A 24,224-nucleotide genomic window follows, 5' to 3' on the forward strand; every position below is an offset into this window, starting at 1 on the left:
CACCTGCTGAGGCGTGCCGGTGGCCACTCGATTCCCCAGGTCTCCGCTGCTGCGCACGGCGACGAGCCACTGCTCCGCGACCGCCATGAAGCATAGATGACGCCTCACCCTGCGCCGGCCAGAGCTCCGGCTGCCACAGGCCGGTGCCCATTCGGGCAATTTCGGGACACTGATCCGCTTTTACCGTATGGAAAATCAGCGTATTTCGGTCAGGGCTCTGCTGAAAAGAGCTCGCCGTAAACTTCTTTCATGATCAAGGGGCGACTGGCACAACGAATGGCCCGCGTCGCGGGGGACAACACGTCGGAACGCGTGCTGATCGCGGCGAGTTTCGTGAACCGGATCGGCAACGGGCTTTTCAATGCGGCGTCCGCGCTCTACTTCACACTGGTGGTGGGCCTGCCCGCCGTGCAGGTGGGGGCGGCCCTCACCGTCGCCGGGTTGATCGGCCTGCTCGCGGGGATACCGGGAGGTCACCTGGCCGACCGCCGTGGGCCGCGCACGATCATGATGCTGGCCTTGTTGGTTCAGGCGGTGTCGATGTCCGCGCTCGTGTTCGTGGAGAGCTGGGGCGCCCTCACCGCCATCGCCACAGTCGACCAGCTGGCAGCGGCTGTCGGAGGGGCGGCGTGGGGGGCGCTCGTCGTCCGGGTCGGCACGGACCGGCCTGCGGCTTTCCGGGCGAAGCTGCGCACTTACGTCAATTTGGGCGTTGTCATGGGGACCATTGGTTCCGGTATTGCGGTGACGGTGAATTCCCGCACCGCGTACACCGTGCTGATTCTCGGGAATGCCGCCAGCTTCGCGCTCTGTGCCCTGCTGCTCTTCCTGCTCCCGAATTACAAGCCGTTGCCGAAGCCGCAGCAGCAGCGTCGGTGGATCGCGCTCAGGGACCGGCCGTTCGTCGTCTTCACCGCCCTCTACGGCGCGATGGGGTTGCAATACACGACGGTGTCGCTGCTGTTGCCGATCTGGATCGCGCAGCACACGGACGCGCCACCCTGGACCGTGGCGACGGTCTTCGCCCTCAATTCGGGGTTCTGCGTCCTTCTCCAGACCAGGATCGGGTCCCGCATCGAGACGCCCCGGCAGGGCGGCAGGGCCTTCCGTACGGCTGGGCTGCTCTTCCTGGTCAGCTGCCCGTTGATGGCACTGGCCGCGTACACCCCGATGTGGGCGGCCGCGTGCCTGCTCGTCGTGGCGATCTTCATCCACAGCCTCGGCGAGATCTGGGAGTCCTCGGGCGGCTTCGCGCTCGGCTTCGGACTCGCCCCGGATCACGCCCAGGGCCAGTACCAGGGGCTGCTCGGCCTCGGCTTCAGCGCGGGACAGGCGTTGGCCCCTGCCGTGCTCACCACGGTCGTGCTCGGGCTCGGCACGCCGGGCTGGCTGCTCCTCGGCGCGTTCTTCGCCGTCGTGGGTGCCGCCGGTCCCGCGATCGAACAGTGGGGGGCGCGGACCCGGCCCACGGACGCGGCGTCGGCGACGCAGCCCCGTACCGAACACGACGGCGCACCCGCCTGACACCCCCTCCGCTCCCGGATGCGGTCCCTGCGTACGAATCTGGGGGCCGTACCAAACAGTGACCATGGAAAAGGACCGAAGGGGCGGCGACGAACGCGCTCGGGCCTGTCCGGGGCGACGGCTCACCGCCAGTTCGCGGAGTGGAGCCGGTTGCGGGTGTGGGCGAGGCTCTACCGGCTGGTGCTGGACGAGCTCGGGGCGAGGGACGAGCTGGACCGGTCGCGGTGCGCGATCGACGCGGTGAACCTGCGGGCCCCGTCGGCGTCGTCCCGCCGAGCTCCACGCCATCCTCGGCATCGCCCGCCTGCACCACCTGAGACGGGTCAGCCGATGACGGTCCAGGTGTCCTTGCCCGCGAGGAGTGCTGCCAGGTCGCCTTTGCCGTCGCGTTCGATGGCGGTGTCGAGCTGGTCGGCCATGAGGGTGTCGTAGACCGGGCGTTCCACGGAGCGGAAGACGCCGATGGGGGTGTGGTGGAGGGTGTCGGGGTCGGCCAGGCGGGAGAGGGCGAAGGCGGTGGTCGGGGAGGTGGTGTGGGCGTCGTGGACGAGGATCTGCGACTGGTTCTCTTCCGTTACCGCGATTACTTTCAGGTCGCCGGTCTGGGTGTCCCGCACGACGCCCTTGGCGCCGTCCGCGCCGAAGCGGATCGGTTCGCCGTGCACAAGGCGGATGACGGCTTCTTCTGCCTGTTGTTTGTCCTTGAGGACTTCGAAGGCGCCGTCGTTGAAGATGTTGCAGTTCTGGTAGATCTCGACGAGGGCGGTGCCGGGGTGGTCGGCGGCCTGGCGCAGGACCTCGGTGAGGTGTTTGCGGTCGGAGTCGACGGTGCGGGCGACGAAGGAGGCTTCCGCGCCGATGGCCAGGGACACCGGGTTGAAGGGGGCGTCGAGGGAGCCCATGGGGGTCGACTTGGTGATCTTCCCGACCTCGGAGGTGGGACTGTACTGGCCCTTGGTGAGTCCGTAGATCCGGTTGTTGAACAGCAGGATCTTCAGGTTCACGTTGCGGCGCAGCGCGTGGATGAGGTGGTTGCCGCCGATGGACAGGGCGTCGCCGTCGCCGGTGACGACCCAGACGCTCAGGTCGCGTCGGGAGGAGGCGAGTCCGGTGGCGATGGCGGGGGCGCGGCCGTGGATGGAGTGCATCCCGTAGGTGTTCATGTAGTAGGGGAAGCGGGAGGAGCAGCCGATGCCGGAGACGAAGACGATGTTCTCTTTCGCCAGGCCGAGTTCGGGCATGAAGCCCTGGACGGCGGCGAGGACGGCGTAGTCGCCGCAGCCGGGGCACCAGCGTACTTCCTGGTCGGACTTGAAGTCCTTCATGGTCTGCTGTGCTTCGGCGCGGGGGACCAGGGAGAGCAGGGGGTGGGGGTGGTCGCTCGTCGTGACCGTGTCAGTCATTGATGGCCTCCTTGAGGGCCGTGGCGAGCTGCTCGGCCTTGAACGGCATTCCGTTGACCTGGTTGTAGGAGAGGGCGTCCACGAGGTACTTGGCGCGGAGCAGGGTGGCGAGCTGGCCCAGGTTCATCTCCGGGACGACCACCTTGGCGTAACGTCCCAGGACTTCCTGGAGGTTTCCCGGGAAGGGGTTGAGGTGGCGCAGGTGGGCCTGCGCGATGGGCTGCCCCTCGGCGCGCAGGCGGCGTACGGCGGCGGTGATCGGCCCGTAGGTGGAGCCCCAGCCCAGTACCAGGGTGCGGGCGTTGTGCGGGTCGTCGACCTCGACGTCGGGGACGGTGATGTTGTCGATCTTGGCCTGGCGGGTGCGGACCATGAAGTCGTGGTTGGCGGGGTCGTAGCTGATGTTGCCGGTGCCGTCCTGTTTCTCGATGCCGCCGATGCGGTGTTCGAGGCCGGGGGTGCCGGGGATCGCCCAGGGGCGGGCCAGGGTCTGCGGGTCGCGTTTGTAGGGCCAGAACACGGCGGTGCCGTCGGCCAGGTGGTGGTTGGGTCCGGTCGCGAACTGCACGCGGAGGTCGGGGAGTTCACCGGCCTCGGGAACCCGCCAGGGTTCTGAGCCGTTGGCCAGGTAGCCGTCGCTCAGCAGGAACACCGGGGTGCGGTAGGTCAGCGCGATCCTCGCCGCGTCGAGGGCCGCGTCGAAACAGTCGGCCGGGGTGCGCGGGGCGATGACCGGGACGGGGGCCTCGCCGTTGCGCCCGTACATGGCCTGGAGCAGGTCCGCCTGCTCGGTCTTGGTCGGCAGGCCGGTGGAGGGGCCGCCGCGCTGGATCGCCACGATCAGCAGCGGCAGCTCCAGGGAGACGGCGAGGCCGATGGTCTCGGACTTCAGGGCCACACCCGGGCCGGAGGTGGTGGTCACCGCCAGCTGGCCGCCGAAGGCCGCCCCGAGGGCGGCGCCGATCGCGGCGATCTCGTCCTCGGCCTGGAAGGTGCGGACACCGAAGTTCTTGTGCTTCGACAGTTCGTGCAGGATGTCGGAGGCCGGGGTGATGGGGTAGGAGCCGAGGTAGAGCGGCAGGTCCGCCTGGTGCCCGGCGGCGATCAGCCCGTAGGCCAGGGCCAGGTTCCCGGAGATGTTGCGGTAGGTGCCCGGCGGGAACGCGGCGGTGGCCGGGGCGACTTCGTAGCTGACCGCGAAGTCCTCGGTGGTCTCGCCGAAGTTCCAGCCCGCCCGGAACGCGGCCACGTTGGCCTCGGCGATATCGGGCTTCTTCGCGAACTTCTGTCGCAGGAACGCTTCGGTGCCCTCGGTGGGGCGGTGGTACATCCAGGACAGCAGGCCCAGCGCGAACATGTTCTTCGAGCGGCCCGCGTCCTTGCGCGACAGCCCGAAACCCTTCAGCGCTTCCACCGTCAGCGTCGTCAGCGGCACCCGGTGCACACTGTAGGCGTCCAGGGTGCCGTCCTCCAGGGGGGAGGTGGTGTAGCCGACCTTGGCCATCGGACGCTGGGTGAACTCGTCGGTGTTGACGATGATTTCCGCGCCGCGCGGCACGTCGGCGATGTTCGCCTTGAGCGCGGCGGGGTTCATCGCGACCAGCACGTTCGGGGCGTCCCCGGGCGTGAGGATGTCGTGATCGGCGAAGTGGAGCTGGAAGCTGGAGACGCCGGGCAGGGTACCGGCGGGGGCACGGATCTCCGCGGGGAAGTTCGGCAGGGTCGACAGGTCGTTGCCGAACGACGCGGTCTCCGACGTGAAACGGTCACCCGTGAGCTGCATACCATCACCCGAGTCACCCGCGAAACGAATGATCACCCGGTCCAGACGGCGGACTTCCTTCACTTTCACTGTTCTCCTCACCGCGACGATTCCCTTGGGCCGCCCGAGGTTTCGCAGCGACGGGAACCAGCCTGGGCGGAACCGGACCTCGGTTCAATACGCTTCGGGTCAGGCTTCGGTGAGATTCTTGCGGGCCGCTCAAAACGGGTGCGATCCGCGTCAGAAGCAGGTCACAAGCAGTAGGTCGCAAGCAGTACGTCACAAGCGGTGCGATGGCCGGCCCGCCACGGGCAGAGCAAGAAAAACGGCGAGGGCACACCCGGCATGCCGGGTGTGCCCTCGCCGTGTCGTGCAGGTGTCAGACGCGGGTTTCCGGGGCGGCCGTTTCCTCGCGGCGTGCCTCGATCGCCTTGCGCAGCGTGGTGGCGACGGTCAGGACGTCGGCGTCGGTGAGCCCGGGGTGGATCGGCAGGCAGAGGGTCTCCCCCGCCGCACGGTCGCTGCCGGGCAGGACGGCGTCGGAGCCGTAGGTGGCCACCTTGTGCAGCGGGGCGTACCGGAAGGTGGTGTAGATGTCGGCCGCGAGCAGGTCGGAGGCGACCTGGTCGCGGATGTCCGCACTCATCCGCACCCAGTAGAAGTAGTACGAGGACTCGTGCCCCGCCGGGAGTGCCGGTGGCAGCAACAGCCCGTCGACACCGGCCAGTTCGCGGTCGTACAGGTCCACGATCTGGCGGCGACGGGCGATGAACTCGTCGAGACGGCGCAGCTGTACCTGGCCGATGGCGGCGCTGAGGTCGTTCCCGATGACGCGGCGCCCGACCTCGGGAACCTCCAGCTCCCACCAGCGGTGCGAGACCTTGGCGTAGGCGAGCCCGGTGGCCTGCATCAGGCCGTGGTAGGCCAACCGCCTGGCCCGTCCGGCCTGTTCCGCGTCGCGGACGTAGAACATGCCGCCGTCGCCCGTGGTGAGGATCTTGGCAGCGTCGAAGCTCCACATGGCGAAGTCGCCGAAGGTGCCGACGGCCTTGCCGTCCACCCGGGACGCCGGGGAGCAGGCGGAGTCCTCGATCAGCTGGATGCCGAGCGCCCGGCAGCGTTCCGCGATCTCCACGATGTGACCGGGGTAGCCGCCGTAGTGCAGTACGACGACGGCCTTGGTGCGCGGTGTGAGGGTCGCCTCGATGTCCTGCCAGGACGGGTTGAGGGTTTCCGGGGCGACGTCGCAGAAGACCGGGCGTCCACCGTTGGCCACGATGGCGTTGGCCGCGGCGAGGAAGCTGGTCGACGGCAGTACGACTTCGTCGCCCTCGGCCAGGTTCAGCATCTCCAGGGCGAGGAACAGGCCGGCCGTACCGGAGTTGAGGAAGAGCACCCGATCCGCCTCGACGCCCAGGTGCTCGGCGAACGCGGCTTCGAACGCCCGGGTGCGGGGGCCGTGTCCGAGCCATCTGCTCTCGAAGGTCTCGGCCACGGCGGCGAGTTCTTCCTCGCCCACTTGCGGCTGGAAGAGATTGATCACGTCTGTCTCCTGGATGGTGGGTCGGGGGCGTCCGCTCGGTGGCGGACGGTCAGCCCCGGTTCCGGGCGGCGAGCTTCTCCAGTGGGCCGACCAGGTCGGCAGGCAGCGGCAGGCGGGCGATCTCCCGGGCCAGTTCCCGCGCCCGCTCGGTGTAGGTGGGGTCGGCGAGCAGTTCGGCGACGGCCGACGCGACCCGCTCGGGCGTGGCCTCGGCCGGGCTCAGTGTGAGTGCGGCACCGTAGTCGGCGATCCGCTGGGCGGGCGCCTCGAAGACCACGGCCTCGGGAATGATGAGCTGCGCCACACCCGCGTTGAGGGCGGTCAGCGTGGTGGCGCCGCCGGCGTGCTGGATGACCAGGTCACAGGTCGGGGCGAGCATGTCGAGGGGAATCCAGCCGGCCCGGACGCCGGGGATCGCCTTGCGCAGTTCGACCGCGAGATGCTCCGGGGCCGGCATGACGATCTCGACGTCCAGGGGTGCGATGTTCCGTGCCACGGCCTGGAGGAACTCGAAGGTGTGCTCGCGTTCCTTGCTGGCGCGGCTTCCCGAGGTGACGCAGACCCGGCGCCGCTCGCCCTTGGTGAACATCCACGGCTCCAGCGCGCTCTGCACGTTGCCGGGGAGCCAGCGCATGAGCTGGCCCTCGATGGCGTGGGGCGAGGTGAGGCCGGGCGGGCAGAGCTCGATCCGCAGGTCGGGCTCGGGGAGCCGGTCGAGACCCAGGGCGTCCAGTTCCGGGCGCAGTTCGAGTTCCGCACCGCGGTCCTGGATGCGGGAGTCGTCGATGTCCCACGCCTGGCGTACGTAGGGAACGTCCAGGTGGGCGGCGACCAGCGGGGCCACGTAGGACATGGACCCGCCGACGACCAGGTCAGGGGTCCAGCCCTTGGCGAGGTCGAGGAGGACGGGCAGCCAGTCGGCTCCCATCTGCGCGAACCAGCGGCCGGTGGAGAGCGCCTGGCCTTCCAGGTCGAGCGGTGTCTCTTCCTTGCGGTTCCCCTCGCGGTCGGTGGTGACGTAGTGCCAGATGTCGCGTGAGGTCACGGCGATGCCGGGGATGCCGGTGCCGGTGACCACCGGCATCATGTCCTCGGTCGAGGCCATCAGCACCTCGTGGCCGGCGCCGCGCAGCGCGTGGGCGAGCGGTACCAGCCCGAAGATCGTGGCGGCGCTGCCGCCGGGGAGGAACAGGACCTTCATGACTTCTCCTCGGAAGGGACGGGGGAAGTGACGGGTTCAGGGGTGGTCTGCTCGGTGTCGACGCTCTGCGGCGGGGCGGGGTCCTTGATCCGGGCGATCAGCAGGACCAGGAGCATCAGCGCCGCGACACCGCCCGAGGCCAGGTATCCCGTCTGTACGGAGGTGCTGTCGATCACCGGGCCGAGAACGAGCGGGGAGGCGAACTGCCCGGCGAAGGAGGCGGTGCCGGACAGGGCGGTGGCCTGGCCGCGCAGGGAAGGCGGTGCGCTGTCGCCGATCAGTACCGTCACGGCCGGCATCAGGATGCCCATGCCCAGGCCGAACAGTCCGGCGCCCAGGACGATCAGTACGACGCTGCTGGACAGGCCGAGCAGGGCGAAGGCCAGTACCCAGGAGGCGGCGGTCAGCCGCAGCAGGACGCCGTACGCCATGGCGGCACGGAGTTTGGCGTACGCGAAGCCGATCAGGCTCATGGCGACCGACACGGTGGTGCCGACGAGGGCGACGAGGAACGGCTCCTTCACTCCGATCTCCGCGAGCCGGATGGGGAGGAACACGGCCAGGCCGTAGAGCAGCACCGAGCTGACGGCGAACAGGGCGTAGAAGCCGAGCAGTGCGGGGCGTCGTCCGAGCAGCGGGAGGATGCGCTCCTTGGGGGCGCCCGACGTGCCGGTGGCGCGCGGTGTCGGCGGCAGCATCAGCAGTGCGGCCACGCCCAGCGGGACGCCGACGAAGTAGATCGCGAAGGTGGCGTGCCACGAGAAGCCGCCGATGGCTCCGGCCAGCAGGGGCCAGATGACGCCGCCGAGGCTGATGGCCGTGGAGCGCCAGCCCATGACCCGGTCGCGCTGCTCTCCCGTGTACAGCGACAGCAGGGCGACCGTGGTACCGGCGAAGACCGCTGCGGCACCGGCGCCGAAGGCGATGCGGGTGGCGATGAGCGCCGCGTAGGAGCTGGTGAACGCTCCGACGCCGCCGGCCACCCCGTACAGCAGCAGGCCCCAGGCCAGTGGGGTGCGTACGCCCCAGCGGTCGATCATCCAGCCGACGACCGGGCTGGCGATCGCGATGGAGAGTCCGTGCGTGGTGAGGATCATGCCGGCGGCGGTGGCGCTGAGCCCGAGGTCGCCCCTGATGACCTCCAGCACCGGGGAGATGACGGCTCCCGCCATGACGGAGAGGGTCGACGCGAGCATGAGGATGGGGAGCACGCCGCTGCGGCCGGTGCTCGTCGATGCTTTCATGGCGGGTACTCCCAGGTGGAACGGCGTGGGCAGGACCTACGGGTGTCGGCGCCGGGCCCCGGTGGGGTGGCCGGCGCCGGAAACTCGTACGGAACGGGGCGGCGTCAGCGCAGCTTGTACGTGCCCTTGGTGCGGGCCTCGCGCAGTGCGTCGGCCCACCAGGCGACCTGCTTCAGCAGGTTGACGGCGGCGTCCTCGCTGCCCGCGGGGCTGGCCGGTTGGCCGTCCTTCTCGAAGTCGCCCCAGGCGTTGTGGAAGCTGAGCATGTCCCGCACGGTGGTGGCGTGGACCTCGGCGAACACCTGGCGCAGGTGCTCGGCGGCGCGCAGGCCGCCGCCCATGCCGCCGTAGGAGACCAGGCCGACGGGCTTGAAGCTCCACTCCTCAAGGAACCAGTCGATGGCGTTCTTCAGGGCCGGGGAGACGGTGTGGTTGTACTCGGGTGTCACCACGACGAAGGCGTCGGCCTCGTGGAGGCGCGCGGAGAGCCGGTCGGACACCGCCTTCGTCTCTCCTTCGGGCTCCACGCCGAAGGCCGGCATCTCCAGGGGCAGCGGGAAGTCGATCAGGTCGATGAGGTCGACGGTGAAGTCGCCGCTCTTCTTTGCCTGCTCGACAAACCAGTGGGCGACCGTCGGGCCGAATCGCCCGCCGCGTACGCTGCCGATGATCACGGCGAGCTTGATGGGGTTCTCCTGCATGGTGAATTCTTCCAATCCTTGTAGCGTCCTGCGTGACCGAGGCCGATGCGTTCCGGCCCGGCGGGTAAAGCCACGGGGATTCAACTGCTTTTTATTTCGCGCTCTTTGTCCGCGCGCGTGCGGAGGGTGTTTCTCCGGCACACAATGAATGTCGGTCAGGCGGTCCTCGGCATCCGGGACTCCCCACTTCAGCCGAGACCAAGAACAGCTTCTTCGACGGGGAATCCGACTTCAAGGGAGTGGAGTTCATATTCCTGTGTGTTTCTACAGACCCCTGTCGTCATGTCAGGGGAATGTGTGATCCAGGTCAACGGAGTGTCTGCCGGGGGGTGTTGTCCGCGCGTCGACCGGTCGGCCGGGTCAGGGAACGAGGCCGAGTTCGGGGCGGGGAATGCGCTGGTGCGCCGAGAGCGCGGCGGCCGCGTAACGGGGGTCGGGGCGCAGGCCGTTCTCGCGCAGACACGCCTCGGTGAACTTGATGACGTGCTCGTCCTTGTGCTCCACCGCGCGGGCCACCAGTTCGCCGAAGGGCGGGACCTCCGTCTTCGACGCGATGTCGTGCGCCGCGTCCTCGCCTCGACTGCCGCCGGTGAAGGAGAGCAGCAGCGCCACGTGGAGCTGCCAGACGGCGGCCACGGTCGGCAGGTGCATGTCGCGCGGGAGGTGGGGCAGGACGATCCGGACGGCGGCCGGCAGCGTCACGCCGTGGAGCAGCGGAATGGGGTATATCTCAGTGTGCACGAGATAGAGTCCGGCGAATTCGGCCGTCATCTCGCTGAGGATGAGGTACGGGTCCTGCGGGGCGACTGCTTTCAACGCATCTGTGTATCCCGGGATTTCGGAGATCCGGTGCAGTCTCTCCCGCGACAGGGTCCGCGCCTTCGGCGGGTGCAGGAAATCGTCGAGCTGTTCTCGGGGAAGTTCCGCGACGGCCCGGGCGAGGGAGGCGGTCCCCCGGAAGTCCGCGCTGCCCGGAAGCGCGCGGTGCCGGGCCGCCCAGTAGGCGAGCCCCCGGGCGAGTTCGGTCAGCTGGGCCCGGCTCGGCTGCCGGGTGCCGGCCAGGCCGCGCACCGCGTGCGCCGTCCGGATGGCGCCGTGTGTGATGCCCGCCAGGAGGCCGGAGATGAGCCGTGGCCACCACCGGGCGAGCACGTCGCGCCAGGGAGCGTCGGCCAGTTCCCGGACGAACAGTTGCTCCCAGTCTCCTGCCCGGCCGAAGTCACCCAGCGCGCCGCGCCAGGAAACTTCGTCCGACGCGTCGAGAGGGAAGGAGGGGGCGGGCCTGTCGTGATGCGGTTTGGCCCGGTAGACCTCGACCCAGGTGCCGATCTGGTCGCCGTGGCCCAGGACGGCCAGCGTTTCGGCGGCCATCGGGCCGTGGTTGACCAGTTCGCCTCGTTCTCCGCGCTCGTAGCCCATGTCGTCCAGGCGTTCCAGCGCTTCGTTGACGGCGTCGACGTAGGTGACCAAGGGGATCCCGTCCTCTCCGGTGTCCGTGGGGCGCGGCGGGTGTGCGCCCCGGTGATGGTCGGCAGGCGTCCTGGACGGGTTCAGTCGATGCCTCGGAAGACGTGACGGTCGGGGGCGTCCCCTTCCTCGCCCGCCAGGAGGACGGGTCTGCCGGAGGCAGCTCCGCCGCCCGGTGCTCCCCAGGTCTCGCGTCGGCCATCGCGGCCGACGGTCCGGTTCTCACGCGTACGTGTGTGCTCGCTGGGCTTCTGCATGGTGGCTGTCCGCTCCTTCGCTGTCGGGTGGTGTCGGTCTGCTCACGAGCCGGGGCCCCGGCGGTGCCGCGTCGATCGCCAGGAGGCACTCCTCCAGGAACCCGAGCGCCCTGAGGTGGTAGGTGCGGGCCGCCCAGCCGAGGCTGATGTTGTGCCCGGCGTCCGGCTGGAGGTCCACCGTCGTACGCGTAGCCGACAGGGGGTGCCGCAGGGCTGCGACGGCCTCCTCGTCGAACCGCCACCACTGCTCCTGCTCGGCGAAGGTGAAGCGGACCGGCGCCCGTACCCGGGCCGCGATGCCGGGGTACAGCTCCGGCCACAGCGGACCCTGCTGCGCTTCGGCGTCCGGAACCGGGCTGATCAGCGCCCGGCCGAGCCGGAAGGCGTCCGGCGGGTAGAGCCGCAGGGCTCCCCAGTGCCGGCGCCAGTCTCCGTGATGGCCACGGCCAGGCAACTGGTGCGGGTCCACGGCGAGCAGGCTGCCGAGACCGGAGATGTCCAGGCCGATCAGGCTGCCGTCGTGGCTGTCGGCGGCGGCCGCCAGGGCGAGCTTGCCGCCGTTGGAATGGGCCACGAGGAAGAAGCCGGCCCCGGTGTCCCGGGTGGCGGCGAAGTCGGCGAGCGCGGCATGCAGGGTGGCCGCCTGGCCGGCGATGCTCTGTCCTTCGGGCAGTTGGCCGAAGGACAGACCGTAGCCGGGGCGGTCGACGGCCAGCACGGTGTAGCCGAGTTCGGCGCCCAGCGTCAGGAGCGAGAGCCCCGGGCGGGTCCGGCTGTCGAAGTAGCCGGCCCGCATGCCCGCACCGTGGATGGCGACGACCACCGCACGCGGCGGCTGGGTGGCCGGTTCTGCGAGCAGCGCGGAGATCGGGACACCGTCGGCGTCGAGGGTGATTCCGCGGATCTCCGGGACACCGGGATGCGGTGGCTGCACCATGTGGTCAGAGCTCCTCGTGCGCGGAGGGACCCGAGGGTCCGAGGGAGGGGGAACCGGGGAGCGGGCGGCCGCCGGTGCCGAGCGGGCCGGGGCGGTGCCTGAAGCTCCACGCGATGCGGCGGCGCAGGAGAGTGCGCAGGGGTGTCACGGCGTACGGTCCCGCGGCCGGGCGGGATCGCGAGAGGGGTGTCGGGCTTGTTCCGCGGGCTTGCGGGGCCGCCTCGCCCATCACCCGTGCCGCCCCGAGGTGCTGCCGGGCTGCCTCGCGCGGCGCCGGGGCTGTGCCGACGGCCGTCATCCGGGGTCTTGGGGGCCGGGCTCGCCGGGGCGCGCTCCGGTACGCCAGCTGCGGGGCGGACGGTGGCCCGTGGTGCGGTGGGAGCTGCGCCAGTGGGCGGTGGCGGGGCCTGTGCCGTCGTCCGCGGGGTCCGGGGTGCCGGACATCCGCAGGAGGAGGACCACGGCGAGCGCGGCCGTCTCCTCGTCGGTGGGCAGGCCGCGTTCCACGCGGAAGAGCTGTTCGGTGCCGAGAGCGGGACCGGGGGTGGTCGTGGTCACGTTCTGTGTCCTTTCTGGATGACTCCTGGTTCGGTTGCGTAAGGGAAAGGCCGTCGGGACGGCGGGCCGGGGAAGGACAACGCGCCGCCCGCCCCGTACGGAGAGGGGCGGACGGCGCGAGACCTCGGCTCGTGCCCGGGTGGTCACCGGGCAGTGGGGAATCAGGCCGCAGCCCTCACCCGGATGTCGTGGAGCAGTCGGGCCTGGCTGAGGATCACCGGGTCGGGGGCCGCTGCGCCGCGCACGGCGTCGACGAACGCGCGCACCGTGCGCGCGACTTGGTCGTCGGCCGGCAGCAGTACGTCGTCGGGGCCCTCGCGCCGCTCGACACGGATGCGGGGGCGGTGGTCGGCGGGCGGGGTGAACGCCCGCTCGACGGTGATGCTCCCCTCGCTCCCCCAGAGTTCGTAGCGTGAGCGGTATCCGTGGTCGAGGCCGAAGGAGAGCTGGACGCCGACCCCTTCCGGGGTGCGCAGCAGCACCGTGCCCGAGGTGTCCACCGCGTCGGTGGCACCCTGTGCGAGCAGGGCGCCGACGACGTCGAGCCGGTCGCCCAAGAAGTGCAGGGCGGCCCGCAGCGGATACACCCCGGTGTCCCACAGGGCGCCGCCGCCGAGTTCGGGGCGGTAGCGGATGTCGCCACTGGGCAGCCGGGGCACGGCGAACGCCGCCTGAAAGGAGCGGAGTTCACCGATCGCTCCGTCGGCGAGCAGCTTCTCGACGGCCGTGTGCTGGGGATGATGGACGAACATCACGTTCTCCATCAGGCACAGACCTGACCGCGTCGCAAGGTCGAACAGCCTTTGAGTGGAGGCGAGTTCGGTGGTGAGCGGCTTCTCCGCGAGGACGTGCTTGCCGGCTCGCAGGGCCGCCTCGGTCCACTCGGCGTGCAGGGCCGCAGGCAGGGGTACGTACACCGCGTCGATGTCGTCCCGGGCCAGCAGCGCGGCGTAACCGTGCACCGGGCGGGCGCCGAAGCGCCCGGCGAGCTCGCGCGCCCGGCCGAGGTCACGGCCCGCGACGGCGGTGACGTGCACCCGGGGGTCCGCCGCCATCGCCGGGAGCAGGCGGCGGCGCGCGATGTCCGCGCAGCCCAGGACGCCGATCCGCAGGGCGGCCTCCATCAGGCACCGGCCCCGGTCGCGTGGAGGCAGGCGAGCAGGGTGCGGGCCTGGACGTTGACGTAATGGCCGTGCCTGACCAGGGAGGTCAGCTGACCGGGGGTGACCCAGCAGTACCCGGCGGGCGGGTCCAGCGGGGCGGTCGCCTCGTCCGCCTCGACCAGCAGGTAGCGGCTCTCCGCGTTGAGGAACCTGCCGCCCTCCTCCGAGTGCAGCGCCTCGTAGCGGATCCGGTCGGGTTCGGCTGCCAGTACCTCGTCCAGGTAGCGGGGTCGCTCGTCGCCGTGCAGGTGGGCGTAGTTGTCGGGGGTGTACTGGACGGTGGGGCCGAGTTCGACGGTGTCGAGGAAGCCGCCCTCGACGCGGGCGTGCACCAGGACGTGCAGCGCGCCGCCCACGCGTCGGGTGAGGAAGGCGGCGACGCCGAGGCCGTACGGCTCGAACAGCGGCTGGGTCCAGCCGGAGACCTCGCGGCTGCCCGCCTGGACGGACACCGCGACGACCCGGAAGTACCGGCCGTCCTCGTGGTCGATGGCGCTCTCGCCCCGGTGCCAGCCGGGGAGCGCGTCCAGCGGAACCCGTCGGGCGCTCACGTCGTGGCGGGAGCGCTCGGCGGTGATCCAGGACAGCAGTTCCGTGTCGGAGTGCAGTGCGCCGGGAGCCGCGTCCGGGAAGGGTGCGCAGGCCAGCACCGTACGGGAGTCCATGTTGACGACGTTGTCGCGGTACAGGAGTTCACCGATCTGACCGAGGGTCAGCCAGCAGAAGTCGTCGTGGAGGGGAACGTCGCCGACGGCCTCGACGATCATGTTGCGGTTGCTCTTGTGCAGGAACCAGGAGCCGTGCTCGGACTGGAGCACGTCGGCCAGGACCCGGCCCTTGTCCGGCCGGACGAAGTACTCGATGTACTTCACGTCCGCGCCCTCGTGGACCTTGGTGTAGTTGCTGCGGGTGGCCTGCACGGTCGGCGAGAGCTGGAGCAGGTTGCGGTTGCCCGGCTCCATCTTGGCCTGCATGAGGAAGTGCAGGACCCCGTCGAACTCCTTGACCAGGATGCCCAGGATGCCGACCTCGGGCTGCTTGATGATGGGCTGGTACCACTGGGGGAACACGCCGCCCTGGTGGGTGACGTGGAGTCCCTCCACGGAGAAGAAGCGGCCGCTGCGGTGCACCAGGTTCCCGGTGCCCTCCTCGAAGGACCAGCCGTCGAGTGCGTCGAACGGGATGCGGTCGACGCGGAACCGGTGGGCGCTGCGGCGCCCTTCGAGCCAGTCGGGGAAGTCCCGGGTGCTGAGCCGCGCGCCGGTCGTGCTCGCCGCCGACCGGGCCATCCGGTCGGCGATCGTGGCGTCCTCGCGGGGCTGTAGGGCAGTCGGGCCGACTGCGGTCGTGACGAACGTAGCCGACATGGCGTACTCCTGGGGCCGGGGCAAATGGGGGTCTGTACACATCTGTACACATGGAGGTAAGACAAATGACGCTGGGACACAAATGGAGCTGGGACAAAGGGATGTGACGGCCAATCAGGCCGAGATGCGGGCGGCCGGAGCGTGGTACGGCAGAAGGAGGCCCGCCGCCTCAGCCTGCCGCAGCGACATGGCGTTCGCGTCCTTCTGCGACATCAGGGGCGGCGTGGTCCAGCCCCAGGGCAGGGCCAGATCGGGATCGAGCGGATCGATGTCGATCTGGGTGCCGGGCACGTACACGCTGGACAGCACGTAGGAGATGCACGAGTCGTCGGCCAGCGAGAGGAAGCCGTGGCCGACGCCCTCCGGCACGAAGACCGACCGGCCGGACTCCGGGTCCAGGACGTTGCTCGCGGACTTGCCGAAGGTGGGCGAGCCCGGGCGCAGGTCCACCACGAAGTCGCGCAGTCTCCCCCGGACGCAGGTGACGTACTTGGCCTGGCCCGGGGGGCTGGTCACGCTGTGGATGCCGCGCAGGGTGTTGTTCTGCGACACCGAGTAGTTGATCTGGAGCGGGACGAATCTCCGTCCCGTGGCGCTTTCGAACTCGTCCGCGCGCATTCCTTCGAAGAAGGAACCGCGTTCGTCCTTGCGGAGTTCGGGGGTGACCACGAACACCCCTGGTATGTCCAACTCTGCTATGTGCACTGCCGTTCACATCCCTGTCGACGTCCTTGTCCCGAACGGCGCCGCACGGACGTCTGCCAGGAGATGCGGCGCGCACGTGCCGCTACGCTCCACGCGTCAAAGGGAACACACAAGCGAATTGCCTGAGGTCTGACGTCAGTTGACGGACCCCTGGCTCGATGTGACGAGGATCTGAAGGTACGCCTCCTCGCTCAGCGCTCCGGTGACGGCGGGGCCCCCGTTGAACGTGAAGACCGGGACGCCGCGCACCCCGAGGGCGCGCACCCGGTCGAGTTCCGCCCGGAGTGCGTCGCCGGCCGGTTCGACGACGGTGACGCCGAGTTCGTCGGCCAGGGTGGCGAGGACGGCCGGGTCGCCGATGTTCAGCCCGTCGGTGAAGTGCGCGCGGAAGAGCCGCTCGACGGCCGCCTCCCCCTTGCCCTGCCCCTCGGCCACGGCGACGAGGTGGTGCGCCTCGAAGGTGCCGGTGGCGATGGCCCGTTCGTAGTTCAGCTCCAGGCCGTCGCGCAGCGCGTCCGCGGCGATCTGGGTGGTGTGCGCGGCGGCCGCGTCGCCGAAGAGCTCGCGCAGCGCGTCGAGCAGCGGCTCGCCCTCACCGGTCGCGTCCGGTGCCAACTGGAAGGGCGAGAAGGTGAATTCGACCTTGCCGCCGGAGGCGCGGTGCCGGACGGCCGCCTTGGCGAGCCTGGTGTAGCCGATGTAGGAAGCGGCGCAGATGACGTCGAGGGTCATGTCGATGCGTACGGGCTGCTGGGATGTCGTCACGAGGAACTCCGGTTCATGGGAAGGCGGTCGACCCGGACGGTACGGGCCGCGGGGCGGTCGAGGAAGCGTGGTGGCCGGTTTCAGGCCGCCAGGCCGGTCCCTTCGCGGTCGCGCCGGAGGGCCGTGCGGCGCTCCAGCTCGGCCACGATGTCGGCCGGTCCCGGCTGGTCGAGGAGGTCCTGGCGCAGGAGGGTCGCACCCTCCCGGAAGCCGGGCTCGGTGAGGATCCGGTCGAGCTGGTCCCGGACAGCGGCCACGGTGAAGCGTGGCGTGTCGACGACGAGTCCCGCCCCGCGCTCCTCGACGTACCGGGCGGTGTCGAGGAAGTCCCCCTGCACGCCGGGCGCGATGAGCTGGGGAACGCTGTGCGTCACCGCGGCCGTGAAGGTGCCGCCCCCGCCGTGGTGCAGGATCGCCGCGCAGCTCGGCAGCAGCAGGGTCAGCGGTACGTAGTCGATGGCCGTGACGTTCTCCGGGAGGGTGCCCAGCGAGGCGAGCTGCTGCGCGTTGGCGGTGACGACCAGTTCCGCGTCCAACTCCGCCAGTCCTTGGAGGAGTTCGACGAGCGGGATGTGGCCCTCCTTGGAGCGCTCCCGGGTGGTGACCCCGAGCGAGACGCACACCCGGGGCCGCCGGGGTTCCTCCAGCAGCCACTGCGGTATCTCCGACCCGCCGTTGTACGGGATCATCCGCACCGGCACGGTCGGCAGTCCCAGCGGCAGAGCCAGCCGGGGCGGCACCGGGTCGACGGTCCACTGGCCGAGGAGCAGTTCCTCGTCCACCTCGTATCCGTGCCGCCGGGCGAGGGGGCGAACCACGCTGGTCAGCGGGTCCTCTCCGGGGGCGAACAGCGTCCGCGACCAGGCGAAGTAGTCCAGGCCCCACAGCAGGCGGGCGTGTGCCGCGCCGACGGCCCGCGCGGCGATCGGCGAGGGGATGCACGCGGGGTCCCAGAGCACCAGGTCGGGCTGCCACCGGCGGGCGAACGCGACCAGTTCGTCGGTGAAGGTGACATCGCCGCCGGGGCTGGGTTCGGCCGGGTAGTAGAAGGGCAGGGCGGGGAGTATCCGGCGGTGGAAGAAGTCCCAGAGGTGGGCCCGGGACTCCGGCGGAACCACGTTGTCCCACTGCGGGGGCTGCTCGCTCTCCGCCTCCTGTGCCTCGTCCTCCGCCGCCTTCGGCGTGTGGTCGAGCGGTTCGCCCAGGCCCACCGCGGTGAGTCCGGCTGCCGTGACGGGTCCGACCAGGTCGGGCTGGCTGACCACGCAGACCTCGTGCCCGGCGCTCTTGAGCGCCCAGGCCAGCGGCACGACGGGGTACAGATGGGCCGTCGCCGGGAGAAGGGTGAACATCACGCGCATCGCGCACTCCTGGGAAAGGGATGGGGGGATTTCTCGGCAGCCGTCCGGGAGGCCACGGTCATCCGCGGGCCGCGACGAACTCCCGTACCGAGGAGGCGACGTAGTCGATCATCTCGTCCGTCAGGGCCGGATAGACGCCGACCCAGAAGGTCTGCTCGGTGATGATGTCGCTGTTGGTGAGGTCGCCGACGATGCGGTGCGGCTGGTCGATGTAGGCCGGGTGGCGGGTCAGGTTGCCGGCGAAGAGCCGACGGGTGCCGATCTTCCGGTCCTCCAGGAACTCCACCAGCTCCGCCCGCTTGAACGGCGCCTCGGGGTCCACGGTGAGCGCGAACCCGAACCAGCTCGGGTCGCTGCGCTCGGTGGCCCTGGGCAGGATCAGGTGCGGTACGCCCTCCAGCCCGTCGCGCAGCCGCCGCCAGTTGCGGCGGCGCACGTCGACGAAGTCGTCCAGCTTGTCGAGCTGGGTCAGCCCGAGGGCCGCCTGGATGTCGGTCGCCTTCAGGTTGTAACCGACGTGCGAGAAGATGTACTTGTGGTCGTACCCCTCGGGGAGCGTGCCCATCTGGTACTTGAACCGCTTGAGGCACTTGTTGGTCTCACCCGGCTCGCACCAGCAGTCCCGGCCCCAGTCGCGCAGGGACTCCACGATGCGCGCGAGGGCCAGGTTCGAGGTCAGGACGCAGCCCCCCTCCCCCATGGTCAGGTGGTGCGCCGGGTAGAAGCTGACGGTCGTGAGGTCGCCGAAGGTGCCGGTCAGCTTCCCGTCGTAGGTCGACCCGACCGCGTCGCAGTTGTCCTCGATCAGGAACAGCTCGTGCTCCTCGGCGAGTTGGGCGATCTCCGCGACCTCGAAGGGGTTGCCCAGGGCGTGCGCGATCATGATGGCCCGGGTGCGCGGGCCGATCGCCGCGGCCACCCGGGCGGCGGTGGTGTTGTACGTGCCGAGCTCCACGTCGACGAAGACGGGGACGAGTCCGTTCTGGATGATCGGGTTGACGGTGGTGGGGAAGCCCGCCGCGACGGTGATCACCTCGTCCCCGGGCCTCAGCCGGCGGTCCTCCAGCAGGTGCGAGGTGAACGCCGTCATGGCGAGCAGGTTGGCGGAGGAGCCGGAGTTGGTCAGGTGCGCCTTGCGGCGTCCCAGCTTCCGCGCGAAGCGCGACTCGAACTTGCGCGAGCTCGGTCCGGCGGCGATCCGCATCTCCAGGGCGGCCTCGACCAGGGCCGTGCGGTCGCGCTCGTCGAGTACCGCACCGGCGGGCCAGATCTCGGTGGTGCCGGGGACGAACCGGCCGTCGGGCAGGGTGTCCTGGTGAAACTTGCGGACCTCGTCCAGGGCGATGTCCTTGTGGACGCTCATGTCTTCCTCTCCGTGAATGACGGCTCGATGACTGACGGCGTGGTGACTGACGGCGTGGTGACTGACGGCTCGGTGAATGACGGCTCGGTGAATGACGGCGTGGTGGCTGACGGCGTGGTGAGCTCGGTTCGTGCGGCGTCGAGCAGTGCGCTCAGCGAGCTGTCCAGGTCACGGGCGGGCGACCAGCACAGTTCCCGGCGGGCGCGGGTGATGTCGAGCTGCTGCCACTCGGTGTCGGTACGGCGCGGACCCGCGGTGTCCTCGACGATCCGGACGGGCAGCCCGCTCAGGGCGATCAGCCGGTCGACGATCCGGCGCATCGGCCGGGCCGCCCCGCTGCCGATGTTGAACACCGGGTGGGCCGGGCGCGCGACCCCGGCCGCCGTGACGACGGCGGCCACCACGTCGCGCACGTCGACGACGTCGCGGTACGCGCGCAGCGGCGCGAGCCGCAGCTCCACCGGGTCCGCCGGAGCGCCGGGTGCGGCGAGGGCCGCCGCCAGGCGGGCGGCCACCGAGCCGAGCAGGCTGCCGTGCGGCGCACCGGGTCCGCAGACGTTGGCCACGCGCAGCACGATCGCGTCCAGCTCCCGGGTCCGTACGGCGTCGAGCACGGCCCGGGTGCCGCCGAGTTTGGAGCGCCCGTAGTCGGTGACCGGAGCGGGCTCGTGGTCCTCGCGCGTTCCGGTGCCGACGGTGCCGGCGCCGTATTCGTGGATGCTGCTGAGCTGGATCAGGCGCGGTGGGGCGGGAAGTGCGGCGAGAGCGCCGGTGAGGGCGGCGACGGCGTCGCAGTTGGCCGCGGTCATCTCCGCCGCGTCGGCCCCCCAGGCCCGGCCGGACGCGTTGACGACGACGTCGGGGCCGACGTCACGCAGCAGCGTGGTCAGCGGGCCCGGATCGGCCTCGGTGAGGTCGACGCGGGTGGCGCCGCGGCGGGCGGCCGGGACGACCCGGGCGCCCGCCTCGGCGAAGCCCGCGGTGAGGTGGCGGCCCAGGAATCCCGTGCCGCCCAGCACGAGCACGGTGGGAGCGGCGGTGTTCACCCGGCCGCCCGGAGCACGTCCGCGTCGTCCGTGCCGTGCTTGGTGCCCTTCCACCAGTTCGGGTTGTCGTGGTACCAGGCGACGGTGGCGGCGAGGCCCTCCTCGAAGGGGATGCGCGGGGCGTACCCGAGCTCTTCCCTGATCTTCGTCTCGTCGAGCGAGTAGCGCAGGTCGTGCGCCTTGCGGTCGGCGACGCGGCGGACCTTGGACCAGTCGTTCCCGGTCAGCTCCAGGAGCCGTTCGGTGATGGCCAGGTTGGTCTGCTCGTTGCCGCCGCCGACGTTGTATATCTCGCCCGCCCGGCCCTTGTTGAGGACCAGGTCGATGGCCCGGCAGTGGTCGTCGACGTGCAGCCACTCGCGGATGTTGGCGCCGTCGCCGTACAGCGGGACCTGCTCGCCCTCGATGAGGTTGGTGACGAACAGCGGGATGAGCTTCTCCGGGTGCTGGTAGGGCCCGTAGTTGTTGGAGCAGCGGGTGATGGAGAGGTTCAGCCCGTGGGTGCGCCAGTAGGAGCGGGCCAGCAGGTCGGAGGATGCCTTCGACGCGGAGTAGGGCGAGTTGGGTTCGAGTGGCCATTCCTCCGTCCAGGAGCCCTCGTCGATGGTGCCGTAGACCTCGTCGGTGGAGACGTGCACGACCCGGGGGACCTTGGTGGCGAGGACCGCGTCGAGGAGCCGCTGGGTGCCGGTGACGTTCGTCCGGACGAACTCCTCGGCGGACTCCAGGGAGCGGTCCACGTGCGACTCGGCGGCGAAGTGGACCACCGCGTCGTGTCCCGGCAGCAACCCGAGCAGCAGCTCGCTGTCGCAGATGTCGCCGTGCACGAAGGTCATCCGGGGGTGCGACGGCGGGAGGTTGTCGCGGTTGCCCGCGTACGTCAGCTTGTCGAGGACGGTGACGTGGGCGCCCTCCCAGTCGGCGTACCCGTCGGCCAGGAGGGTCCGCACGTAGTGCGAGCCGATGAAGCCGGCGCCGCCCGTGATCAGGATCTTCTTCATGCCGCTACCTCGACTCGTGTGTGGTCGCCGACGACCAGCCGGTGATGGGCGGTGTCGTGCTCGGCGGGCACCACGGCGGCGGACCGGCCGATGAGGGAGCTGTGCAGTCCGCGCACCTCGGAGACGGTCGCGCCGTCCAGGACGATGGACTGCTCGATGTGCGTGTCGCTGAGCACGCAGTCCTTGCCGATGGAGGTGTACGGGCCGATGTAGCTGTCGGTGACGACCGTGCCCGAGGCGATGACGGCCGGGCCGACGAGGCGTGAGCGCACCACCTTGGCCCCCTGCTCGACGACGACCGGACCGACCAGGGTGCTGGCGTCGTCGACCTCGCCCGCCGTGTACGGCTTGAGGTCGTCCAGGAGGGTGCGGTTGCAGTCCAGTACGTCCTCGACGCGGCCGGTGTCCTTCCAGTAGCCCTCGTACTCGCTGGCCCGGACGTCGGCGCCGGCGCTCACCAGCCACTGGATGGCGTCGGTGATCTCCAGCTCGCCGCGCGGGCTGGGCTCGATGGCGTCCACCGCCGCGTGGATGGCGGGGGTGAAGAAGTAGACGCCGATCAGCGCGAGGTCGCTGCGCGGCTCCTCGGGCTTCTCCACCAGCCGCTCCACCCGGCCGTCGGGGCCGAGTTCGGCGACCCCGAAGGCGCGCGGGTCGGCCACCTTCTGGACGACTAGCTGTGCGGCGGGGCGGTTTTCGGCGAACTCCTCGGCGATGCGCCGGACTCCCCCGGTGAGCATGTTGTCGCCGAGGTACATCACGAAGTCGTCGTTGCCGAGGAAGGGCCGGGCCAGGCTCACGCAGTGCGCGAGACCCAGCGGCCGGTCCTGCGGAATGTAGGTGATCTTGACACCCAGCTCCGCGCCGTCCCCGAGGACGGCACTGATCTGCGGCAGCCTCTCGCCCACGATGATGCCGATCTCCGTGACGCCGAGGTCACGGATGTTCTCCAGGACGTGCTGGAGGACCGGCTTGTTGGCGATGGGGATGAGCTGCTTGGGCATGGAGTAACTGAAGGGCCGCAGACGGGTCCCGGACCCGCCCGACAACACCAGGGCTTTCATCGCGGAATCTTCCTCTCGCCCCGTTTTCGGGGGCATGCTCTGAGTTCTTCTTCGCTGGGCGCATGCGCGAGCTGGGCGCAGGCACGGAGGGACGGGCGCCCGGGGTCAGCCGTGTCCTCCGTCCGAGGTCCAGCGCACGGTCACGCTCAGCTCCGCCATGCGCCAGCCTTCCGGGGTCCGTTCGGCCCGTACGTCGTAGTGGGCGCCGCCGGTGAAGAGCGGGGCGGGTCCGCCGTGCGGAACGTGCACGGCGTGGACGTTGGCGCGCATCGATGCCTGGTCGCCCTGCGGGTCGATGTCGATGACGCAGTTGGTGGCGTAGTGCTGGGTGACGGCCCACTTGGTCTTGGCGTCGTTCATGAACCCGGGCAGCCCGTCGATGCCCTGGTGGGTGCCGTTGGGGAGGTTCAGCCGGAGGTTCTCGGTGAGCAGCGAGCGGTACCAGCCCTCGGTCAGCGGGCCCGGCGTGTCCAGTCCGTAAGTGAACCGGTCCAGCAGGTCCGTCAGGTGGGCCCGGTCCTCCAGCGTGCGCACTCGCTCCTCCAGATCGGCGGGGGCGGAGTAGAGGACGGCGGGGAGAGTGGGAGGGGGCAGGGTCATGCGGGTCTCCTTGTCGTGTCCGCACGTCACGGGCGTACGGAGGGTGCCGGGCGGGGCCGCCGCGCGGAGGGGTGTCGTCGCGGCAGCCGACGCGGCCTGCGGGCCGGTGCCTGTGCTGGTGGGGGGATGCGCGTTCCTGGCGGTGTCCGGGCCTGCGGGGCACGGTCCCGGGCCGAGCCGTGGTGGGCTGCGTGGCCGGTGCCGGCCGCGGTTCCGGTGGCGAAGGCGAGTCAGGTGTCGACCACGGGTCCGGTGTCGACCGCGTGGGGAGTCGCGCGGGGTGCGACCGCCTGTTTCCCAGGGGTCGGGTTTCCCGGGGGTCGGGCGACGCGTCCGGCCGTGTGGCGTGCCGGGATCCAAAGGCTCTGGGACAACCCTCTTCGGGCCCGTCCGGGGAAGCAATCCAATTGCCGCAGTCCTGACGGCGCCTGTCCGACACCTGACGTACGGGCACCGTCCGGCGTGGTCAGGACCTGCTCCGGCGGCCGGTTCCTGGGTCGCTCAGGCGGCCAGACTCCGGTGGAGGTGGTAGCGCCTGAAGCCGAGGGGCCGCACGCCCGGCATGTCGTTGGCGATCTGGAGCGACCGGCGGCTCAGTTCGCCGCCGAGGAACTCGATGTGCGCCTCGTCGGTCGTCCACTCCGCGAAGTTGAACACCCGGCTGCCGTCGACGCTGAGGTGGAAGTGCGCGGCGATCAGCCCCGCCTGCTCCTCGGCGGACGCACCCTCCACGGTGCGTACGATCGCGTCCACGATGCTGTGTTGGCGCTCCGATCCGTCCACGTCGAAACTGGCGGCGACCAGGGCGCCCGGAATCTGGCCCGCCAGGTCGACCAGCACGTCGCGGTGCAGTCGGTACTCGACCGGAGGTGCGCTCGCCGGTCCCTCGGGCAGTGCGAGACCGGCTGCGAACGCCCGGTGGACGGAGTCGTCCGTGCACTGCGCGTAGGTCAGCACCACGTCCTCATCGGTGCTCAGGTAGCACGAGACCGAGAGGATTCCCTCGGGCCAGGGCGTGCTCTGCCAGGCGGCCATGGCCGCGTCGAGCAGGGCGCGTCCCTGCTTCGCGCCCTCCACGTACCAGTAGCTGATGTAGACCGCATGGGAGTCGGGGCGGGTGATCTCCGGGCCGATGGTCTGCCGGTTGGTGGACTGCTGGAGGGTGGAGCTGGGCATGGTGACGGTCTCCCCT

22 protein-coding genes and 1 pseudogene are annotated in these 24,224 nt (G+C 70.3%); 2 read left to right on the forward strand and 21 right to left on the reverse strand.

All coding sequences use genetic code 11. The features are described from left to right. Positions 1-249 precede the first annotated feature (249 nt). Positions 250-1,524, forward strand: a complete 1,275-nt coding sequence (locus tag OG897_RS17385) for an MFS transporter (protein ID WP_266657813.1) — start codon at positions 250-252, stop codon at positions 1,522-1,524. Positions 1,525-1,626: 102 nt separating this feature from the next. Next, positions 1,627-1,779, forward strand: a pseudogene (locus tag OG897_RS17390) (IS5/IS1182 family transposase); the annotation flags it as partial. Positions 1,780-1,847: 68 nt separating this feature from the next. Here OG897_RS17390 and OG897_RS17395 read toward each other — a convergent pair. The 21 genes from OG897_RS17395 to OG897_RS17495 form a co-directional block, all read right to left on the reverse strand. Next, complete coding sequence (locus tag OG897_RS17395) at positions 1,848-2,927, reverse strand: 2-oxoacid:ferredoxin oxidoreductase subunit beta (protein ID WP_266657815.1); 1,080 nt, start codon at positions 2,925-2,927, stop codon at positions 1,848-1,850. Further along, a complete protein-coding gene (locus OG897_RS17400; protein ID WP_266657817.1) occupies positions 2,920-4,773 on the reverse strand; it encodes a 2-oxoacid:acceptor oxidoreductase subunit alpha in 1,854 nt (617 codons plus the stop codon). The genes OG897_RS17395 and OG897_RS17400 overlap by 8 nt, the downstream gene beginning before the upstream one ends. Before the next feature lie 295 nt (positions 4,774-5,068). Further along, positions 5,069-6,232 (reverse strand): DegT/DnrJ/EryC1/StrS aminotransferase family protein, encoded by a 1,164-nt coding sequence (locus tag OG897_RS17405; protein WP_266657819.1) that lies wholly within the window; start codon positions 6,230-6,232, stop codon positions 5,069-5,071. Positions 6,233-6,281: 49 nt separating this feature from the next. Continuing rightward, the gene (locus tag OG897_RS17410; RefSeq protein ID WP_266657821.1) at positions 6,282-7,433 is read right to left on the reverse strand and encodes a glycosyltransferase; all 1,152 of its coding nucleotides are present in this window, start codon (positions 7,431-7,433) and stop codon (positions 6,282-6,284) included. Further along, positions 7,430-8,677, reverse strand: coding sequence for an MFS transporter (locus OG897_RS17415; protein WP_266657823.1), 1,248 nt, complete (start codon positions 8,675-8,677; stop codon positions 7,430-7,432). The genes OG897_RS17410 and OG897_RS17415 overlap by 4 nt, the downstream gene beginning before the upstream one ends. Before the next feature lie 104 nt (positions 8,678-8,781). Beyond that, on the reverse strand, positions 8,782-9,378 hold the full coding sequence (locus OG897_RS17420; RefSeq protein ID WP_266657825.1) for an NADPH-dependent FMN reductase: 597 nt from the start codon (positions 9,376-9,378) through the stop codon (positions 8,782-8,784). Positions 9,379-9,738: 360 nt separating this feature from the next. Next, entirely contained in the window at positions 9,739-10,848 is a 1,110-nt protein-coding gene (locus OG897_RS17425; protein ID WP_266657827.1) for a questin oxidase family protein, read from the reverse strand. An 80-nt stretch (positions 10,849-10,928) separates the two neighbouring features. Next, positions 10,929-11,102, reverse strand: coding sequence for a hypothetical protein (locus OG897_RS17430; RefSeq protein ID WP_266657829.1), 174 nt, complete (start codon positions 11,100-11,102; stop codon positions 10,929-10,931). After that, positions 11,068-12,039, reverse strand: coding sequence for an alpha/beta hydrolase (locus tag OG897_RS17435; protein WP_266657831.1), 972 nt, complete (start codon positions 12,037-12,039; stop codon positions 11,068-11,070). The genes OG897_RS17430 and OG897_RS17435 overlap by 35 nt, the downstream gene beginning before the upstream one ends. A gap of 294 nt (positions 12,040-12,333) precedes the next feature. Then, positions 12,334-12,597: an acyl-CoA carboxylase subunit epsilon gene (locus tag OG897_RS17440; protein ID WP_266657833.1), complete on the reverse strand. Its 264-nt coding sequence runs from the start codon at positions 12,595-12,597 to the stop codon at positions 12,334-12,336. A 161-nt stretch (positions 12,598-12,758) separates the two neighbouring features. Then, positions 12,759-13,721 (reverse strand): Gfo/Idh/MocA family protein, encoded by a 963-nt coding sequence (locus OG897_RS17445; protein ID WP_266657835.1) that lies wholly within the window; start codon positions 13,719-13,721, stop codon positions 12,759-12,761. After that, on the reverse strand, positions 13,721-15,127 hold the full coding sequence (locus tag OG897_RS17450) for an NDP-hexose 2,3-dehydratase family protein (protein ID WP_266657837.1): 1,407 nt from the start codon (positions 15,125-15,127) through the stop codon (positions 13,721-13,723). Before OG897_RS17450 ends, OG897_RS17445 begins: the two co-directional genes overlap by 1 nt. Before the next feature lie 114 nt (positions 15,128-15,241). Next, entirely contained in the window at positions 15,242-15,832 is a 591-nt protein-coding gene (locus tag OG897_RS17455) for a dTDP-4-dehydrorhamnose 3,5-epimerase family protein (RefSeq protein WP_266657839.1), read from the reverse strand. A 135-nt stretch (positions 15,833-15,967) separates the two neighbouring features. Beyond that, positions 15,968-16,597, reverse strand: a complete 630-nt coding sequence (locus tag OG897_RS17460) for a DsbA family protein (RefSeq protein ID WP_266657841.1) — start codon at positions 16,595-16,597, stop codon at positions 15,968-15,970. A gap of 80 nt (positions 16,598-16,677) precedes the next feature. After that, a complete protein-coding gene (locus OG897_RS17465) occupies positions 16,678-17,958 on the reverse strand; it encodes a nucleotide disphospho-sugar-binding domain-containing protein (RefSeq protein WP_266657843.1) in 1,281 nt (426 codons plus the stop codon). A 58-nt stretch (positions 17,959-18,016) separates the two neighbouring features. Further along, on the reverse strand, positions 18,017-19,321 hold the full coding sequence (gene rfbH / locus OG897_RS17470) for a lipopolysaccharide biosynthesis protein RfbH (protein ID WP_266657845.1): 1,305 nt from the start codon (positions 19,319-19,321) through the stop codon (positions 18,017-18,019). Beyond that, positions 19,318-20,367 carry an NAD(P)-dependent oxidoreductase gene (locus tag OG897_RS17475; RefSeq protein ID WP_266657847.1) on the reverse strand — a complete coding sequence of 350 codons (1,050 nt, stop codon included), beginning with the start codon at positions 20,365-20,367 and terminating at the stop codon, positions 19,318-19,320. The genes rfbH and OG897_RS17475 overlap by 4 nt, the downstream gene beginning before the upstream one ends. Next, positions 20,364-21,368 carry a dTDP-glucose 4,6-dehydratase gene (rfbB, locus tag OG897_RS17480; protein ID WP_266657849.1) on the reverse strand — a complete coding sequence of 335 codons (1,005 nt, stop codon included), beginning with the start codon at positions 21,366-21,368 and terminating at the stop codon, positions 20,364-20,366. The genes OG897_RS17475 and rfbB overlap by 4 nt, the downstream gene beginning before the upstream one ends. Continuing rightward, positions 21,365-22,432: a glucose-1-phosphate thymidylyltransferase gene (locus OG897_RS17485; RefSeq protein ID WP_266657851.1), complete on the reverse strand. Its 1,068-nt coding sequence runs from the start codon at positions 22,430-22,432 to the stop codon at positions 21,365-21,367. The genes rfbB and OG897_RS17485 overlap by 4 nt, the downstream gene beginning before the upstream one ends. Before the next feature lie 105 nt (positions 22,433-22,537). Next, entirely contained in the window at positions 22,538-23,032 is a 495-nt protein-coding gene (locus OG897_RS17490; protein ID WP_266657853.1) for a nuclear transport factor 2 family protein, read from the reverse strand. Positions 23,033-23,533: 501 nt separating this feature from the next. Next, positions 23,534-24,208 carry an antibiotic biosynthesis monooxygenase gene (locus tag OG897_RS17495; RefSeq protein WP_266657855.1) on the reverse strand — a complete coding sequence of 225 codons (675 nt, stop codon included), beginning with the start codon at positions 24,206-24,208 and terminating at the stop codon, positions 23,534-23,536. Positions 24,209-24,224: the final 16 nt, after the last annotated feature.

The sequence above is a fragment of the Streptomyces sp. NBC_00237 genome (genome assembly GCF_026342435.1).
Lineage (GTDB): Bacteria > Actinomycetota > Actinomycetes > Streptomycetales > Streptomycetaceae > Streptomyces.